This is a genomic window from Flavobacterium cutihirudinis (assembly GCF_003385895.1).
GTDB lineage: Bacteria > Bacteroidota > Bacteroidia > Flavobacteriales > Flavobacteriaceae > Flavobacterium > Flavobacterium cutihirudinis.
The window spans coordinates 595,972-614,770 of sequence record NZ_QRDQ01000009.1; the positions used below are offsets into that span (position 1 = coordinate 595,972).

Annotated in this window: 15 protein-coding genes; 4 read left to right on the forward strand and 11 right to left on the reverse strand. The window is 35.2% G+C overall.

What is annotated here, in order from left to right; translation table 11 throughout:
* Positions 1-34 precede the first annotated feature (34 nt).
* The 7 genes from BD847_RS13330 to BD847_RS13360 form a co-directional block, all read right to left on the reverse strand.
* Positions 35-1,207 carry a galactose oxidase gene (locus BD847_RS13330; protein ID WP_115888760.1) on the reverse strand — a complete coding sequence of 391 codons (1,173 nt, stop codon included), beginning with the start codon at positions 1,205-1,207 and terminating at the stop codon, positions 35-37.
* Between the two features lie 26 nt (positions 1,208-1,233).
* Positions 1,234-2,154 (reverse strand): dihydrodipicolinate synthase family protein, encoded by a 921-nt coding sequence (locus BD847_RS13335; protein WP_115889021.1) that lies wholly within the window; start codon positions 2,152-2,154, stop codon positions 1,234-1,236.
* A 93-nt stretch (positions 2,155-2,247) separates the two neighbouring features.
* Positions 2,248-3,702: a RagB/SusD family nutrient uptake outer membrane protein gene (locus BD847_RS13340; RefSeq protein WP_115888761.1), complete on the reverse strand. Its 1,455-nt coding sequence runs from the start codon at positions 3,700-3,702 to the stop codon at positions 2,248-2,250.
* A gap of 17 nt (positions 3,703-3,719) precedes the next feature.
* On the reverse strand, positions 3,720-7,154 hold the full coding sequence (locus BD847_RS13345; RefSeq protein ID WP_115888762.1) for a SusC/RagA family TonB-linked outer membrane protein: 3,435 nt from the start codon (positions 7,152-7,154) through the stop codon (positions 3,720-3,722).
* Between the two features lie 305 nt (positions 7,155-7,459).
* Positions 7,460-8,692 carry an ROK family transcriptional regulator gene (locus tag BD847_RS13350; protein WP_115888763.1) on the reverse strand — a complete coding sequence of 411 codons (1,233 nt, stop codon included), beginning with the start codon at positions 8,690-8,692 and terminating at the stop codon, positions 7,460-7,462.
* A gap of 170 nt (positions 8,693-8,862) precedes the next feature.
* Positions 8,863-10,557: a ribonucleoside-diphosphate reductase subunit alpha gene (locus BD847_RS13355; RefSeq protein WP_115888764.1), complete on the reverse strand. Its 1,695-nt coding sequence runs from the start codon at positions 10,555-10,557 to the stop codon at positions 8,863-8,865.
* A gap of 11 nt (positions 10,558-10,568) precedes the next feature.
* Positions 10,569-11,543, reverse strand: a complete 975-nt coding sequence (locus BD847_RS13360) for a ribonucleotide-diphosphate reductase subunit beta (RefSeq protein WP_115888765.1) — start codon at positions 11,541-11,543, stop codon at positions 10,569-10,571.
* A gap of 546 nt (positions 11,544-12,089) precedes the next feature.
* Here BD847_RS13360 and BD847_RS13365 point away from each other — a divergent pair.
* From BD847_RS13365 to BD847_RS13375, 3 genes are all read left to right on the forward strand, one after another.
* Positions 12,090-12,968: a helix-turn-helix domain-containing protein gene (locus BD847_RS13365; RefSeq protein ID WP_115888766.1), complete on the forward strand. Its 879-nt coding sequence runs from the start codon at positions 12,090-12,092 to the stop codon at positions 12,966-12,968.
* Positions 12,969-13,039: 71 nt separating this feature from the next.
* Entirely contained in the window at positions 13,040-13,867 is an 828-nt protein-coding gene (locus tag BD847_RS13370; RefSeq protein WP_115888767.1) for an NAD(P)H-binding protein, read from the forward strand.
* Between the two features lie 10 nt (positions 13,868-13,877).
* Positions 13,878-14,264, forward strand: coding sequence for a DUF5367 family protein (locus BD847_RS13375; RefSeq protein WP_115888768.1), 387 nt, complete (start codon positions 13,878-13,880; stop codon positions 14,262-14,264).
* Positions 14,265-14,320: 56 nt separating this feature from the next.
* On the opposite strand, the gene BD847_RS13380 is transcribed toward BD847_RS13375, so the two are convergent.
* The 4 genes from BD847_RS13380 to BD847_RS13395 form a co-directional block, all read right to left on the reverse strand.
* Complete coding sequence (locus tag BD847_RS13380) at positions 14,321-15,568, reverse strand: MFS transporter (RefSeq protein ID WP_115889022.1); 1,248 nt, start codon at positions 15,566-15,568, stop codon at positions 14,321-14,323.
* 17 nt (positions 15,569-15,585) lie between these two features.
* Positions 15,586-15,813: a hypothetical protein gene (locus BD847_RS13385; RefSeq protein ID WP_115888769.1), complete on the reverse strand. Its 228-nt coding sequence runs from the start codon at positions 15,811-15,813 to the stop codon at positions 15,586-15,588.
* A 6-nt stretch (positions 15,814-15,819) separates the two neighbouring features.
* Positions 15,820-16,416, reverse strand: a complete 597-nt coding sequence (locus BD847_RS13390) for a TetR/AcrR family transcriptional regulator (protein ID WP_115888770.1) — start codon at positions 16,414-16,416, stop codon at positions 15,820-15,822.
* 256 nt (positions 16,417-16,672) lie between these two features.
* Positions 16,673-17,272, reverse strand: a complete 600-nt coding sequence (locus BD847_RS13395) for a murein L,D-transpeptidase catalytic domain-containing protein (protein ID WP_115888771.1) — start codon at positions 17,270-17,272, stop codon at positions 16,673-16,675.
* 355 nt (positions 17,273-17,627) lie between these two features.
* Here BD847_RS13395 and BD847_RS13400 point away from each other — a divergent pair, with 355 nt between their 5' ends.
* Complete coding sequence (locus tag BD847_RS13400) at positions 17,628-18,746, forward strand: hypothetical protein (protein ID WP_115888772.1); 1,119 nt, start codon at positions 17,628-17,630, stop codon at positions 18,744-18,746.
* Positions 18,747-18,799: the final 53 nt, after the last annotated feature.

An 18,799-nucleotide genomic window follows, 5' to 3' on the forward strand; every position in this document is an offset into this window, starting at 1 on the left:
TAAACCTGACAGGTTTCTTAAGTAACTTTATTTTTTATTCTATAGTTCCCAACATAACATCCGGCGTACGAATCCCAGGTTTGATTTCGCCATTTGATAAAACAATTTTATCGTTCCAAAGCACTGCTGTTGTGGTTACATGAGCCAAAAAAGGCAATTCACCAATTTTTGACCATTTATTTTTTAAGGTATCGTACAATAAAATGGCATTGTAAAATCCTTGATGTGTTGTATTTAAGATATTTTTTTCTGCAATTAATTTTGCTTTTTCTTCTTCTGAAGCTGTCTTTGCAATTTGGGATAAATAGGTTTCTATTTTATGAAAAGTATTCCCGTTGTCTCCGCCAGTTATTATAATATAGCGATCATTAAAAGCAACTCCCGCTCCTGCTGAAAAATTGGTAGTTTGTTTGCCGTCAGAAATAACTGCTTTTTGCTCCCAAATCTGTTTCTTTAAATTAAATGCCAAAGTTGTATTGTGCAAATCACTTATTCCTGAAGCTGTTTTGGTTCTTCCTCCAACAACATAAATATTTACATCTTCTTTTTCTTTTTGAACTACAGCAACTGAATTTGCCAAAGCAAAAGGTAATTTGGATTCCGATTTCCATTCCTTTTTTTCGCTGTTTAAATCGATACTGAAAACCAAATCTGAACTTTTTGAAGCTTCATCGCCGCCAATAGCATACACTACATTCTCAACATTTACTAAAGCGATATTGGTAATCTTGATTGGAAAATTTGGTAATGATTTAATTTCGATTTCTTTTTTACTTGAATTCCAATTTAAAATATACGTTTTATCAGATAATCCATTTTCATTTTCCCCGCCTGCATAAACGATTCCGAAACTTGTTGAAGCACTTCCGCAGTAAGCGATTGCTTCAGGCAATTGTGTTGTTACATTTTTATTCCAAATGTATTGGCCTTCTTTTTTTTCTAAAACATGAATCTCTTTTGAATAGTGTTTTTTTCCTCCTTCCCAAGGCATTTTATCCTGAAAATTAGCGCCGCCGGCAACAATCAAAACGTCATTGCTTATTCCGTTTATTGGTCCTGCAAAACCAAGGGAAAGACTTCCATCGGCATTTTGCAATTGTGCTTCTCTTTTCCATTCGATTTTCGAAATATTTGTTTTCTGAGAAAAACCAACCGTTGTTGACATAATTAAAATTGTAAAAATTAGAAAAGAAAGAAACTTGTTCATAGTATCTGTTTTAGAAAAACGAACTTTTATTTTGATTTAAATTCATCGAAATTTAAACCTGCAACATCAATCTTGAATAATTCAAATTGTTCAGTGCTCATATTTTTAACCGGTAATCTGAATCCGCCTAGATTTTGCCCGACCAATTTCATGTAGGCTTTTCCAACAGAAATTCCGCCATACTTTCCTAAGAAACGAATCATATCAATTGATTTTTGCTGCAATTTTCTGGCTTTAACCAAATCATTGGCATTAAAAGCATCAATCAAATCGTAATATAATGGAGCGGCATAATTAAAAGTACTTCCAACAGCACCTTTTGCACCCAAAACCAAGGCCGAAAGCATGTTTTCATCGCGTCCCCAAAGCATATCAAATTTTCCGTTGGCATAACTCATACAACTCTGAAAATCCATAAAATCTTCATGTGTATATTTTACTCCGGCAAAGTTTGGAAGTCTTCCGTCTAAAGCTCTTACCAAATCAAACATTGGAATATTTACGCCGGTTAAAACCGGAATATGATAATAATAAAGAGGCATATTTGGAACACTTTCGCCAACTTCAATACAAATATCAGCGAGTGTATCAACATTTCCGGGTTTAAAATAAAATGGAGCAGTTATAGAAACGGCATACAAACCAATTTCATACGAGTATTTTGCTAATTCGATACAGTCTGCTAAGCAAGTTCCGCCAAGGAAAACCATTACTTTAAAATCAGCATCGTGATTAGAACAATCTGCCCAGGCTTTAGCAACGCTTTTTTTCTCCTCGAGTGACATCGAAACTCCTTCGCCAGTAGAGCCAATGATAAATGCTCCTGTAACTCCGTTTCTTTTTAGAAAAGCATAATACGCAGGAATTAAGCTTACATCTAATTTTCCGCTCGCATCAAAAGGAGTAAAAGGAGCAGAAATAAGACCTTGTAAATGTTCGATTTTCATGACTTTTGTTTTTAATGTTTTCTGTTTTAAGAGACTGGAAACTTTTACATTTCCAGTCTTTTTCAAACTTTAAATTTTATTTTTTTGTCTTTTTTATAATGGATTCTGTTCAATTTTTGGATTGAAATTAATTGTATTTTGAGAAATTGGAAACAACACTTGTTTTCCGGCCATTGATGGAACCAAATCCGTTCTGTTGAAACGAACAATATCCCACCATGATTTTCCTTCAAAAGCCAATTCTTTCAAACGTTCTTTCAAAATTACATCATCATTTGCTGTTTTTGTACTATTGGTGAATGAAGCCGTTGCATCAGCTCTTTGCATTACCAAATTCATTTCTGTAGAAGGATCTTGCCCTAAAGCATTTTTAATTTCCGCTTTCATCAACAGAATATCAGCCCAACGATAAATAATAATATCACTTACAAATCGTCTGATTGTTCCGTCTACCGTTCCGTTGTATTTTACTAAACCGGTAACAACAGGAGTTGTACCGTTGTATAAAGTTTGATACGTTGCCGCTTTTCGGGTATCATCAGCACCAAAATTAAATCTTGTAATATCTGGCTGAACTCTTGAAATCCCTGCATTTCCTGAACCAGTTCCTAAAGTTCCGAAAACTGCAACCGCCTGTGCTGCTGTTAATGGAGCAAAATCACTTGGGCCAACAAACATAAACTGGTTCCAGTTGTCTGCCAATGATGAAGGCAAATCTCCCAATGAATAACGTACGGCAAATAAAACCTCAGCATTTGCTTTTTTATCGAAAGCAAAAACATCTTTAAAACTTGGCATTAACGTTGGTGTTCCCGGTATTGCATTGATTGCTGTTAAAGCAGTATTCAAATCAGTAGTTCCTCCATTTAACTGTTTTGCTGTCCATAAATTTACATCGGCTTTTAAAGCGTAAGCAGATGCCGCTGACAATTGAGTTTTATTATTTGCAGCATCAGGAAAGTTCGCGATCGCAGCATCAACATCCGATTTGATAAAAGCGAAAGTCTCTTCAATAGTATTACGTGGAATAATATATTGCGACTGATTTGAGTTTTCTGTAGGATCTGTTACAATTGGAACACCACCCCATGAACGCGCCATAATAAAGTAACACAAAGCACGCATCGAATAAGCTTGAGCAATGTATCTTTTTTGTTCATTTACTGTTGAAGGACTAAACTGAATTTGAGGTACATATTTCAAAATCAAATTCGCCTGATGAATAACAGTATATAATCCGCCCCACTCTACATCAATGTTTTGTGGTGTAAGGTTGTTGTTATAATAATTCGCCAAAGTTAGCGGAGACTGAACTCCTCCAGTAATTTCGGCACTTCTTGCTCCACCAAGCAAATAATAATTTTGCTGGGTTTGAATTCTGAAACTAACGTACATTCCGTTTACTCCGGCTTTTGCATCATCTTCTGTTTTCCAGAAACTATCTGATGTAATAACACTATCCGAAGTTAATTCTAAATCGTCCTGACATGAAGTAAATACAGAAAGACTCGAGAAAAATATTGCGTATAAAAGAAATTTCTTTTTCATGATTTTTTAATTAAAATTTACAAACTGATGTTTAAACCAAGGATAATGTTTCTAGGAACAGGATAAGTACCTGTAGAACCCGCAGCATTTAACCCTAAACTTGATCCTCCATCAATACCCTGAACTTCAGGACTCAAACCTGTGTATTTAGTAAAGTAGTACAAATTACTTCCTGTTACATACATACGCAGTGAGGCAATACCTGCTTTTTCGATAATTGTTTTTGGGAAATTATAACTAAACGTAATTTCTCTTATACATAAATAATCTCCACTTTCGTAATAACGGCTATTCCCTTGGAACATATTGGTGTTGTAAGCAGCTCCACTAGCTTCTGATCTAAATAAATTGTTTTGATTGGTTTGGTCTGCCCAACGGTAACGAGGAACATCTGTAATATCTCCTTCTTTTTGCCAAGACTGAGAACTTTCGGCCAATAAACCGTAGTTACCCTGAAACTGACCTAAGAAACGCGCTCTTGCTTCGTTGTAAATGGTAGCGCCTAAAGAATAATCTGTTCTTACTGTTAAAGAGAAACCTTTGTAAGTTGCATCAAAATTGAAACCTCCTACGAATGTCGGGAACATATTACCCATATAAGTTCTGTCTCTGCTATCGATGATTCCGTTGTTGTCTGTATCTTCAAAAACAGCATCTCCAGCGAATTTTTTACCTGTTGGATTTCCTCCATTTCCAGCAGTTTTTGTAACATAAGTATCATGCACTTTTAAGTTGTATGCATCCGCTTCTGCCTGCGTAGAAAGAATATACAATTGTTTGTGCGCGTAGAAATCTCCAATTTTTTGTCCTTCTTGCAATCCTCCAACATATTTGTAAGTTCCGCTTTTTGAATCCCAGATTTCAGTTCCTCCAATTCTATTGTTTCCATTTCCATTAAATGGAAGTTTTTCAACTGTATTTGTATTATGAGAAACGTTTGCTCCAACATTAATTTTCCAGTCATTTTGATTGTAAACCGTTGCCTGTAATTCCAATTCAAAACCTTTACTTCTTAATCCTCCCAAATTGGTCAAAACGGTTGAGAAACCACTATTTGATGCCAATGTCAAATTAGTAAGCAAATCTGAAGTCAACTTATTATAGAAATCTCCAATAACTCTAATTTTATCGCCATTGAAACCTAAATCAAAACCGGCATTTACTGTTTCAGACTCTTCCCATTTCAAACCAGGATTTGCAATTTGAGAATTGATAATAGCTGATTGTCCGTTGTAACTGTTTGCAATTCCGTTTGTTGATCCTGCGTATAATCCACCTGCCTGAAAATCACCTAAAGTTCCTAAGTTTCCATTTACACCATAACTTCCACGAAGTTTAAGTGAAGAGAAGAATTTTGGCATTGCATTAACCCAGAATTTTTCTTCCTGAACATTCCATCCTGCAGATATTCCAGGGAAAAATCCATATCGGTTATCAGGTCCTAAACTTGATGATCCGTCATATCTAAAAGAAGCTGTAGCAAAATATCTGTTTTTATAATCGTAGTTCAAACGCCCGAAAACACTATTCAAAACCAATTTTGTATTGTTACTGTAAACCGAAACCGGAATTGGAGAAGAATCTAAAGTCTGCGCCAAATCAGAAGGACTTCCTTTTCCTGCAGCATTAAAAGCCTTAATTGTTCTGTCGTATTTTGAAACTCCCAATTTTGCATCAAAATCACCAATTTGATCCCAGCCTTTTTTATAAGCAAAAACACCTTCATACTGAACCTGATAAATTTGGTTGCTCAATCTTGTTGCAGGTCGGCTGTTGTCTACCAAACCGCTGCTTCCGCTTAAAAATGCTTGCTGAAAAGTATTGTCATTTTCATTTTCGCTGTACAAAGACATCGATGGCGTGAATGTAAAATCTTTAGCCAATCTTAATTCACCATCTACGCCCATCTGCAGTTTGTTATTCTCGTTTATCCCTTTCACTTTACCCATTTGATACAATGGATTTCCGTTGATGTTGTTTTGCCCCGGAGCCAAAGAACCGTCTTCTAAATACAATTTTGTTGTTGGTGAGTTTCCTAAATATCTGTTGAAAACCACACTGTTTGCCACAACCTGATTATTACTTGATTTAGAAAATAAAACACGTCCGTTGATTGTAAAATTATCTGCTACTTTTAATGAAGCATTCAATTTACTTGTAAATCTTTGATAACCAGTAAAAATCGTAATTCCGTCTCCTTTCAAATAACCAAGACTCAAATCGAAAACACCGGTATCTGTACCTCCGCTAAAACCAAGCGTATGACTTTGCGTAATGGCATCCTGAAACAAAACATCATTCCAATCTGTACTTTTATACATAATGGTATTACTAGGATTCAACGGATCAGCAATTTCCTGCCATCCTTTACCTTGAAGCGTACCAATTGTTTCTGCCGATAAATTCGATTTTAATAGAGTTGCAAAAGGTGTATTATTTTGAAGATTATTTCCAGTTCCCGCCGGAGTTGCACCAGTTAACTGACCTAAACGCGCAATTCCTGTTGTTGTAGAAAGTCCGGCAATTTCGGCCGCATTATACAAACCTAAACGCTGAAGTCTGATATATTCGCCTCCATCCATGAAGTCGTATTTTTTACTGATTCGGCTGTTTTGGGTAGAAACGTTGTAACTTACTTTTAATTTTCCGGCTTTTCCAGTATTTGTAGTTACAATAATAACCCCATTAGAAGCACGTGCACCGTAGATCGAAGTAGCTGCGGCATCTTTTAAAACCTGAAGAGAAGCGATATCTAAAGAGTTGATGTCATCAATCTGCGAACGCAAAACTCCATCTACAATATATAAAGGAGTTGCGCCTGAAGGATTATCAATAGAAGTACCTCCACGAACAATTACATTAGATGCTTTTCCTGGTTGTCCTGAAGAAGTTTTTACAACCAAACCGGTAACACTTCCTTGTAAGGATTGTGTAACGTTTGAATAAGGTACGTTTTCAAGAACTTTTTTATCCAATTTCGAAACCGCTGTACTTAATGTTCTTCTGTTTTGCGATCCGTAACCTACTACAATTACTTCATTCATTTGTTGGCCCACTTCTTTCAGAACAATATTCATAAGTCCGTCTGTAATGGTAACTTCCTGATCTTGTAATCCAATGTAAGTAACAACAAGCGTTGTGGCATTATCAGGAACTTCAAAAGTAAATTTCCCGTCAAAATCGGTTTGCGTGCTAACTGTAGTTCCTTTAGCAACAATATTTACACCCGGAAGAGATTCTCCTTTTTCATTCGTAACTTTTCCTGTAACCTTTCTCTGAACCGATGGATTGTTTTTTACACTCTTATCTGTAAGTACAATGCTTTTTTCTGTTTTTGCGACAGCGATTTGCATGGTAAAAGCTAAAAGCAATGTCGACGTCAGTTTAATAACTTTTACGTGTTTAGGAATAAACCTATTTTTTTTAGGTTTACTTTTAGGCAATAATTTCATACTTTTGTAATGGTTTGGTTAATAAAACTTTGTTAAGATCAATGTATTTATTCCTAATCATCGTTCCGTAGAGAACAAGCCAGCAATGTTCACAGCATTGGCTGGCTTTTTTTATGATCAAAAAACAATATTTTTATTCCGAGTGGTTAGTTCGGCTCTTATGTCAAATTTTGGAAAGAATAAAATCTATCTTGTACGTAAACTTTATCTAAACAATTTATTATTATTTTGTAAAGATATAAATAAATTTAATATAACAACACTAGTTATTAAATAATTTTAATAACTAGTGTTTGTTTATTAATTTAATTATTAATTAAAGAAAACAAAAGCTTTTCTTTAATGACGCAACAAGCACCAATAACGCCGGCACGACGACCTAAAGTGGATTTTTTAAGCTTCATGTCGCGATTGACCAAACCAAGAGAATATTTCTTTAAAGCAGACTGAATAGGCAAAAGAGCATAATCGCCCAATTGCGCAAAATCTCCACCTATTACAAGAAGATCAGGATTGAAGATATTTAGAAGTATAGAAAGGTAACGTCCCATTTTTTCACTTTGCTGGGTAACAAGGTCCACACAGAGCGTATCTTCAAGATTGACAGCTCCCGTAATTATTGTATGATGCTGTAATACTGGCGATTTATCATCAAGTGTTACTTTAGATTGTTTACCATCTTTAATAGCATCCTTAAACTGATTGATTAATGACCATCCGGAAATTTCAGTTTCAAGACAACCTAATTTTCCGCATTGGCACATTATTTCATTATTAAATATAGTACTGTGACCAAACTCTCCCGAATAACCGGATTTTCCATAATACAATTTACCGTCGGTAATCATCCCGATAGCGACTCCCCAACTGTAATTCACGAATATTATGTTTTGTTCATCGTCTACAACTCCTTCGCAATATTCACCAAAAGCCATAGCGCGGGTATCATTTTCTAAATGAACCGGAAGATCCAATTGTTCTGATATGATTTCTGTTAACGGTCTGTTTTCACTAAAAAAGTAGTTATAACTAAAACCTTCCATAGAATTGATACGCCCTGAAAAGTTGATACAAACGCCCATAATCATCTTCTTCTCGACTGAACTATCTTCTATAAAAGAGTTGATTAAACTGCAAAATTTATCCAATGAGTCTTGAGTATTCTCTAATATAAAAGAAGTTCCCAATTCTACACTAACCAATTCGTTTTTAATATTTTGTAATCCGATTGACATACTGGTCAAACCCACTTCAACACCCAAAAAATAAGCACAAGTCGGATTAATACTAAACAATGAAGGCCTGCGTCCGCCACTATTAGTGATTTTTCCCATATCAACAACATAGCCTTCAGCCAATAATTCATTCACGGCTTTTGTCACCGTTGGAACGCTTGATTGTAACTCAGCACTTAATTCGGCGATGGTTGAGTTTCCACCCGATAGCAAGCGCTTTACAATAAGTTGTCGCAGCATATGCCATTTTTGTTCTGATAGACTTTTGTCTTTACTATTATCTAATAAATCTTTTAAACTCATCGCTTTATATTTTTGATATACACAAATTTAATCTATTTTTTAAATTATCATAATAACCACCATTATATATTAAAATATTTTAAATACAGTTTGAGTCTTTTTAAAATTGGCTCAAACAAAAAAAGAGAAGCTACTTTGCTTCTCTTTTTTCAATTATTATAATGCCAATTTTACGATTCACAACTACTACAACTCACAAGACTTGTAACCAATTCTTTAGAAACGCTTTGGCTTCTTTGGTAATACAAACTTTTAATTCCGAGTTGCCACGATTCGATCATTAAGCGATTTACTTCTTTAATAGGCAATTCTGCCGGAATATTAAGGTTCAAACTCTGTCCCTGATCCACAAATTTCTGACGAATTGCTGCCTGCTGAACAATTTCAAGCTGACTGATTTCTTTGAAGGTTTTAAAAACGTCTTTTTCTGTTTGCGAAAGCTGTTCCATGTGTTGTACACTTCCTCCATTCAGCATAATACCGCGCCAAACTTCTTCATTATCCAAACCTTTTTCTTCCAATAATTTTTTCAGGTATTTATTTTTTCGCATAAAATTTCCTTTGCTCAAACCTGCTTTGTAATAATTACTGCTGAAAGGCTCAATTCCCGGAGAAGTCTGCCCCAAAATTGCCGATGAAGAGGTTGTAGGCGCAATTGCCATTGTCGTAGTATTACGTCTTCCATAACCTTTAAGCAATTCTGGTTCACCATAAATTCGGGCTAAATCTTGTGTTGCTTTATCGGCTTTGTCACTAATATGTTTGAAAATTTCAGTCGTTTTCATTTTGGCTTCTAAACCTTCAAACGGAATCATATTTTTCTGCAAATACGAATGCCATCCTAAAACGCCTAAACCTAAAGCGCGGTGTCTTTTAGCAAATTTATTAGCTGCAGAAAGATAATAGTTGCCTTCCGTCTTTTCGATAAATTCCTGTAAAACGGCATCTAAGAAAAAGATCGCCAATTTTACTGCTTCGGTATCTTTCCATTCTTCATAAAGTTCCAAATTCATTGACGAAAGACAGCAAATAAACGATTCATCAAAATCGGACGGAAGCATAATTTCACTACATAAATTGCTCGCATTGATTCGCAGATTTTTATCTTTATAAACCTGAGGCTTGTTTTTATTTACATTATCACTGAAGAAAATATAAGGTAATCCTTTTTGCTGACGGCTTTCTAACACTTTTGCCCAAATTTGACGTTTCTCCACATCGCCGTCGATCATTTCCTGCATCCAATAATCTGGTACTGAAATTCCGGTAAACAAATTCTGAATTGGATTACCGATGCTTTTTATCTTCAAAAATTCCTCAATATCTGGGTGATCCACGTCAAGATAAGCTGCAAACGCACCACGACGAACGCCGCCTTGCGAAATCGTATCCATTGCGGTATCAAAAAGTTTCATAAAACTTACAGCTCCACTACTTTTTCCGTTATCGGTTACGGCACTTCCTCTGCCGCGCATTTCTCCAAAATAACCTGAAGTTCCGCCACCAATTTTGGTCTGCATAATCACTTCTCCCAATTTATGCGTGATTCCTTCAATTTTATCCGGAATATGAACATTGAAACAAGAAATTGGCAAACCACGTTCTGTACCCATATTCGCCCAAACCGGAGAACTGATGCTCATCCAGCCTCGTTCGATCATTTCTACGAAAGAATCTTTTAGTTCAGGTTTATAAAGTCGGCGCGCTGCTGCGGAACAAATTCTGTCAATTGCACCTTCGACAGTTTCTCCTTTTAACAGATAACCACGATTTAAAATTTGCTCACTTTCGGAGTTTTTCCACCACATTTTATTTCCAGCTCCACTCAGCGGAAGGCTTTCTTGATTTATATCTATTGTATTCATATTTTTTCAATTTAGAAGAGGTCGTTTGCCGTAATACTTTTGTCATGTTTGGTATATTCTACCGGTCTTTTTGCAAAAAAATCATCTAAACTGTTTGCAAAAACTTCCTCTTCAAACCATGACATTGCTCTGTAATCTTCTATCGAAACATCAAAAACCGTTGGAATTCCTATTTGTTTCAGACTTTCGTCTAATCTGAATTTCATGAAATTAACCAAGTCTTTTTTGTTGATGCTTTCAATTTCGCCATCTTCAAAAATCCAGTCTAAAATATCCGACTCTACACCAATTGAGTCTTTTACTGTATCTCTGATTGTTAACAAAGTAGCATCATCAAAATAATCTGGAAATTCTTCGCGGATTTTATTAATGATGAAAATTCCGCCGTTAGCATGAATCTGTTCATCGATTGAAGTCCAGGCAATAATATTACTCACATTTTTCATGTAGCCTTTGAATCTCGTAAACGAAAGCAAAATCGCAAACTGACTAAAAAGCGAAACATTTTCGATAAGAATGCTGAACAAAATCAGCGAAACCATATATTTTTTATTGTCCTGCGAACGCGTATCTTTTAAAACATTTGAAAGATAATCGACACGTTTGCGAATTACAGGAACGTCCAGTAATTTTTCGAATTCATCGTTATAACCTAAAACCTCCAACAAACGAGAATACGCTTCAGAATGTCTGAATTCACATTCGGCAAAAGTAGTTCCCAGTCCATTAAATTCCGGTTTTGGGAAATGCTCATAAATGTTTCCCCAAAAGCTTTTTACTGCAACTTCAATCTGAGCAATTGCCAGCAGACTGTTTTTTATTGCCGTTTTTTCAGCTGGTGATAAATGTGAATGAAAATCCTGCGTATCTGCAGTAAAATCAACCTCAGTATGAACCCAGTACGCTTTATTAATGGCTTCAGTAAATTGCAGTACCTCCGGGTATTCAAAAGGCTTATAATTGATTCTTTTATCGAAAATAGACATAATATAAAATATTTAATGGTGACAAAACAAGGATACGAAATGCCGATTTGGGAGGTATTTTTACATCTCGTTACTTACAAATTTAAGCCAGACATTTTTGTTTTTCTTCCCGTTTGATGTTAAAAATAGAAGCAATTATCAACAGGAAAAAATGCAGTATTTAATTTGTTAAAAAAGTTTTTATCAACAGCTCTTTTTAAACTCATAATGCTCGAAAGACCAGTTATTTAAAAAGAATCTAAATAAAGTTGTCAACAGGTAAAAACGCATTTATTCTTCAATTAAAAAAAACAGTTATCAACAGCGAACTCTAGAAAGAGCAAAATTTCATCAAAAAAGCTGTTACAAAAAAAGGACTTTAGAGTCTCATTTAAAGGTTCTAAAAGTTTGAAGTTCAAAAATCGAATTGCCAAAATTAAACTAATTGTTTAATTTTAAACATTTTACATAATTTAAGAATTGTTTATACTTAATTTTATAAAAGTCAGGAAAGAAATGAAAATATGTTTTTTCTTTTAAACAATTCTCAAAATACATCACTACCAAATGACAACCGATATTATAGAATTGAATGACTTTATTGTTTTGATCGAACAATCAAACACCGCAAAAACTATCATTCAAAAATGCGAAATCGACGGCGATGCAGTTGGGTTTGCATTTTATGGATCTGGCAATGTCGAGCTCGAAATTAAGCACAACAACCAAACAAAATATCTCACAAACACGACTGGTTTGGCCATCTGTTTTTTTGGAAATCAGAAAGTCGAATTCTCACATAAAATTGAACCTGACAAACCGTTGCAATCCATCAGTATTTTTACCAAACCGAAACATCTAAATTCACTTCCTGAAGCCGAAAAAGAGATTTTTGAAAAACACCTTCCGGAATTATTAAATCCGAAGGAACATTTTGTAAAAGGACCTTCCTATTACATGACACTTGATATGCAATTGGCGGTTCAGAAAATCTTCAACACCACTTATTCCGGAAATGCGCGATTATTATTTTTAAGAAGTCAGGTCAACGAACTTTTGGCTCATTTTTTTGCTCTTTTAAGTACGGATGCCAAAATTGATTTTTCGGAAATTGATAAAAACAAACTCTTTAAAGCGAAAGAAATTGTTGCCACACATTATTCTAAACCGCCATCAATCACGCAATTATCGAAAATGGTGGGATTGAATAGCAATAAACTGAAAAAGAATTTCAAAGAACTTTTCGGGATTCCTGTTTTCAAATATGTTCAGGAAGAACGGCTTCATAAAGCATATGAATTACTCCGCGAAAGCGAAAAAACGGTTCAGGAAGCGGCTTGGGAAGTTGGTTATGAAAGTTTGAGTTCTTTTTCGAATGCCTTTCAGAAAAAATTCGGAATGCGACCGAATGAAGTGCGTATTCAATTCCTTTCAGACAAATCATAATTCTTTTGCGACAAATGATTCTTTTTTAATGTAATCAACTTTGTATCAGTAATCCTTTAAAGAATATTGATATGAACAAAAAGAAAATTTTAGTCTTGGGTTCCAACGGGAAAACGGGACGCAGAGTTATCGAAAGATTGAAAAATAATCCAAACGTTGAAATTCGTCTAGGTTCTCGAAATGAGAAAATTCCTTTCGATTGGGAAAAACCAGAAACCTGGGAAAATGTCCTGAAGGATATTGAGATTGTTTACGTAACATTTCAACCTGATTTAGCCATTCCTTCGGCAGTTGAATCGATTCAAAAATTTACCGAAACAGCGACAAAATCAGGTGTTCAAAAAATAGTTTTATTATCTGGAAGAGGCGAAAAAGAAGCGCAGCTTTGCGAGGAAATCGTAAAAGAAAATGCTAAAAACTGGACCATTGTGCGTGCAAGCTGGTTCAATCAAAACTTTAGCGAAAGCTTCTTTCTGGAACCTATTTTAGCCGGAATTGTCGCTTTGCCCAGAGCCGAAGCGCTTGAACCTTTTACCGATGCCGATGATATTGCTGATGTTGTTTTGGAATCACTTTTAGATGAAAATCATAATTCAAAAACCTACGAATTAACCGGTCCGAGATTATTGACTTTTAAAGAAGCCGTAAATACAATTGCTGAAGCGAGCGGTAGAAACATTACTTTTCAAGGTTTATCATTAGAAGAATACGCGCAGATGTTGCAAGAATATCAGGTTCCTGAAGATCATATTTGGCTTGTGAATTATCTTTTTGAAGAGGTTTTGGACGGAAGAAATTCGCATATCACTTCTGATATTGAAAAAGTTTTGGGCCGAAAAGCAAAAGATTTTTCCGCTTACGCGAAAGAAACAGCGCAAACCGGAATCTGGAATTCTTAAGACTTTACAGATGAATTATTTTAGAGCAATCTTGTCTGGTTTAATCGTCTGGATTTGCGTGAGTTTATCCTTTTATATTTTAGATCAAATTCCATTTATAAAGGAATTCTTCTGGCTCCAATCTTTAATCGCAATGTTCGGAATTATCTTTTTTGGAATTCTTGGCGCTAAGATTTATTATAAAAAAGTTTCAAAAACTAATGGTTTACTGCTTGGAATTGCAATGTCTATAACAGCTTTAGTTTTAGACATTCTTATCACAGTTCCTTTTGTCGAAATACCAAACGGGAGAAGTTACTACAGCTTTTTCAGCAGTCCGATTTTATGGATTTTGGCAACTATAAACGTACTATCAGTTTATTTTTATTGGAAGAAAAAACAAAACAGTTTACCTTAAAAACAAAAAGCTTGTCCGTTACTGAACAAGCTTTTGTTTATTTCTAAAAACCGAAATTAAAGATTAGCATCTTTAACTTTGGCTTTCGCCAATTGGCTTACTCTATAAATTAGCAATACACTCAGCAAAGTAACTCCTGAAACCACAAGTCCTAAAATATCATAGTGTTCTAAAGGTGAAGTTTTTGTTTGCTGATGCACAATAAATCCGGCACAAACAGCTCCAATTCCACCAGCGATTTGCTGCAATGATGACGTTATCGACATATAAGCACCACGATCCTGCATGTCAGGAATTGCAGTATTTAATGTTGTTGCCGGAATCATTCGGCTCATGATTCCCATAAATAAAATCATATTTAGGACAACAATCTGCCAAAGTGGAATTGGACTTAAATTAGTGTAAATCAAAATCATAATTACAGAGAGAATAGATCCAGCAGCAAATAATTTGAACTTGCTTATTTTGTCACTTAATTTCCCGATAAGCGGCATAATAATAAGTACAGAAAGACCTGTAAAGAAAAACACCATTGGCAATTCTTCCTGACTTATATGAATATTGTTAACTAAATAAGCGCTTCCAAAAGGCTGCAACATAAAACCTCCTACCGAAAGAAAAGCAATTGCCATAAACCCAATCTGGTATTGTTTGTTGCTTAATGTATGCCACAAATGCAAAAATGGGCTTTTGTCTGATTGCATTTCCAAGTGCTTTGTAATTGCCGGTAATTGCGTTAAAACTGCTGCCAGAATTAACAGCCCTAAAACCGCAATCATAATAAAGGTTGAATGCCAACCCCAATGATTAGCAAAAAATAATCCGGCAGGTATTCCAAGAATCTGACTCGATGCGTAGGCCATTTGGATAAATCCCATTACACGACCGCGTTGCTGAATCACAAATAAATCGGTTACAATAGCCAATGAAATAGAGCCAATTACACCTCCAAAAAGTCCTGTAAAAATACGCGCCATAAGCAGCATATGATAACTCGAAGAAAAAGCGCAAAAAACAGTTCCGATAATAAATCCGATGTAAAAGAAAATCAGTAATTTTTTTCTGTCGAATTTATCAGCAAAACCTGCAGCCAAAAGTCCAGAAATTCCAGCACTAAAAGCATACGCAGAAACGGCAAAACCAAAATCTGAAGTCGTCATGCTCAGCTTTTTCATTAAGATATCACCAAGCGGAGAAATTACGACGAAGTCTAATATTACGGTAAATTGCAAAAGCGCCAGTATGGCGATAATAATTTTTTGATGCGAAGTGAAAGCGGAGCTTTCTATGGTAGTTTTTTCCATTTTTATATTATAAGTTTTTACGATAATTCTTGGCATTCAAAGCCCAAATCGCTTATTATTTTGATAATTTCTTGTGGTTTCAATGTTTCCGAAACCACTCGAAGAACGCAATCAACATCTTCACAATCAACGCTCCACTGCGCGATATTTTGATGATTGTTAAGTGCGTAATGCGCTGGACAATTAGATTCGATTGCGCTAATGTTTGTTTTAAAAATATGTATTGTGTTTAAATCTGTTTCCATAATTTTTCATGGTTTTAAGCCTTTAACTGTTGCCTGAAAGGCTTCTTTCATAATTTTTTCTGTGAGTACAAAAGGTTTTCCTCCCATACTTTTGCGCTCAGCATGCATGTTGAGCAAGGTATAAAGAGGTCCATAAGCCACGCACCAAAATGCCTCAAAATTCATTGGGAGAAGTTCTTTATTTCGAAGGGCATTTTCTATAAAATCTTTCATAATGGTTCTGAAATCGGCAAACTCAGCAATCGAATCCAGTATGATTTCTCCGTGGGGAGAATGTCTGATGATTTCAAAAAATGCAACTTCTTTGGGGTATTTCATTGCAAAGCTGGCGCGGTTTTCCCATTGTCTCCACAAACCTTCTTCAAATGGCATATCGGGCGAAAAGTCTTTTATGGTGCTTTTAAAAAACTTCAGCGCCATTTCGCCCCCAATTTTCTGAATTAAATCATCTTTGTCAGCATAATAAATATAGAGCGTACCAACAGAAATCGAACAGGCTTTAGCCAATTTGTTCATGCTGAAACCTTGAAATCCTTCCTGTACAATCTGGTCAATCGCCATTTCGACAACCAATTTTTCTTTATCAGTATCTCTAACTCTCATATCTTTTTTTTGCAAATATAAAACAATAAATGAATGAACGCTTTTTTATTTATTTATTTTTTTGATGTTTTTTTGGAAAAAGAAGCAAGAGGCAAGATTTTGAAGAATTTTAGAATACTTGAAGTTTTAAACTTGATTAAATGAATTTCAACAAAATAAAATCCATAAAAAAAGTCCGCAAACAAAACGCTCACAGACTTTAAAACACACAGCAACTAATCACTTTCCCATTCACTCACAATTCACAATTCATAACTTAATAATAGATATTTAAAATAATACTGGTTTTAGAAGCGTCTATTATCTTTTCAAGTCTTTTAAAGAAAGCTTCATTCACCATCGGGCAGCCGTGGCTTCTGGAAATATAATAATCCTGCTCCTGTTCAGGAACCGCGGAATACGAATGCAAAACCACAGCTCTCTTAAAGGCATTGCTATTTGTTTGATCCAGGCCGGCTAATTTGTAAGCTTTTCCAAATATTCCGTTGTACGATTTCCGAATTGAGTAACGCCCTAAAGATGTCGCATTAGAATTGGGTTCGTTGCTGAATTTAAGATCTCCAGCAATTCCGGTTTCGGAACCGCAGCCATGAGCCACAAGTCCTTCATCTAAAATCTTATCATTTTCCAAATCATAAACGAAGAATCGGTTTTTGCCTGATTTGATTTTCATATCGATAAAAAAAGCAATTTTATTGTTATATGAATTGCTGGTTTTCATCATTTCCTTTACTTCAGAAAGCTTACTATTAAATCGTTCAACATCTGAAGTTGTCCAGTTTTCTTTTCCTGATAGTGCTTTTGGAACTCCAATAAATGATACAGTAAGGAATACTATTAAATTGAAAAATTTCATAAAAGTGGTATTTAAAATTTCACCAAACAGCTTTAAAAAAAACTGTTTTATTTTGGTGCAAATTTATCCCGACACATTACAAATAACGCTACCACAAAAGACTAAAAAACAACACATTAAGATTTAAAATAAATTTATATTTTTAAGAATCCAACAAAAAAAGCCTTTAAAATAAGGGATTTCGGGTTCCTTTTTGATTTTATCTCTTGTTTGTTTGAAGATCTACTTTCTTTGAATCACAAACAAAACTAACACATTGATTAAAAGAATTTTACAATAAGAATTTTAAGACTAATGCTTTTTTATATGGCTAATATTATATAACTTGCAGTAGCTTTAACAAATACCACACATTATGAAAAAATTTCTATTCTTTTTTTTAGCAGTTGTGATTAGTTTATCAGGCCAATCTGTTTTTTCGCAATCAGGTGAAGATGCACCGGCTTTGAATCTTCCTGGAGATAATCTGGATCTTTATGCCGTCTTGACGCTCTTTCAAAAGTCAAAAACTATTGAAGAATTCGAAACAGCATTAAATAAAAAAGAAACCGGAATTAATAATCTTGATCTTAATCTGGATAAAAAAGTAGATTTTATAAAAGTCACTACAACGAAAAAAGATAATTCTTTCACGTTTGTACTTCAAGATGCAGTTAGCAAAAGTGAAACTCAGGATGTTGCTGTTATTTTAGTGAATAAAGATAAAAATGGAAAAGTTAGCATTCAGTGCGTAGGAGATGAAGATCTTTATGGTAAAGATTATGTTATTGAACCAAAAAGTACTCCTGCAGTTACCGCAAATCCAGGCTATCAGGGTTCTAACCCAGTTACGGTAAATGTTCCTGCTACAACTGTAGTGGTAGAGTCGGCACCAATCGTTCAATATGTTTATTCACCAGCTTATGTGCCTTATTATCCTCCTTATTACTATGGATATTATCCTCCTTATTTTGCCGCATTTACAGTTCTTGCGGTAGGTATTTACCGTCATAATAACTGGTATCATGGTGGATATTATGGAGGACATTACAGTCGTAATACAGTAATTATTAATAACAACAACAGAAACAGCATTAATCATTACAATAATAATAGAAACAGATCCAATACGGTAGCTAACAACAATAGAAATGGACGCTACGGAAATGGTAATCGTGCGGGCAATACCGGAGTATCTAACCGAATGTCAAATGGTTCCGGAAATCGTGCATCTGCCGGAACGTCTGACAGAAAATTAAATGGTTCAGGAAATCGCGCTTCTACAGGAGTATCAGACAGATCTGCAAATCGTCCTTCAGCAGGAACTTCAGACAGAGGTTCATCATTTGATCGCCCTTCAACATCAAATCGCAGTTCTTCTAATTTTAATTCTGGCGGACGTACAAGATCAGGCGGAAGCAGTTTTAGTGGCGGAGGCGGTGGATTCCACGGCGGAGGCGGCGGTGGTTTTGGCGGCGGAGGTCGTAGACGATAAATAAAACGCTATTAAAATAAAAAGTGATTGAATAAAATTTTATTCAATCACTT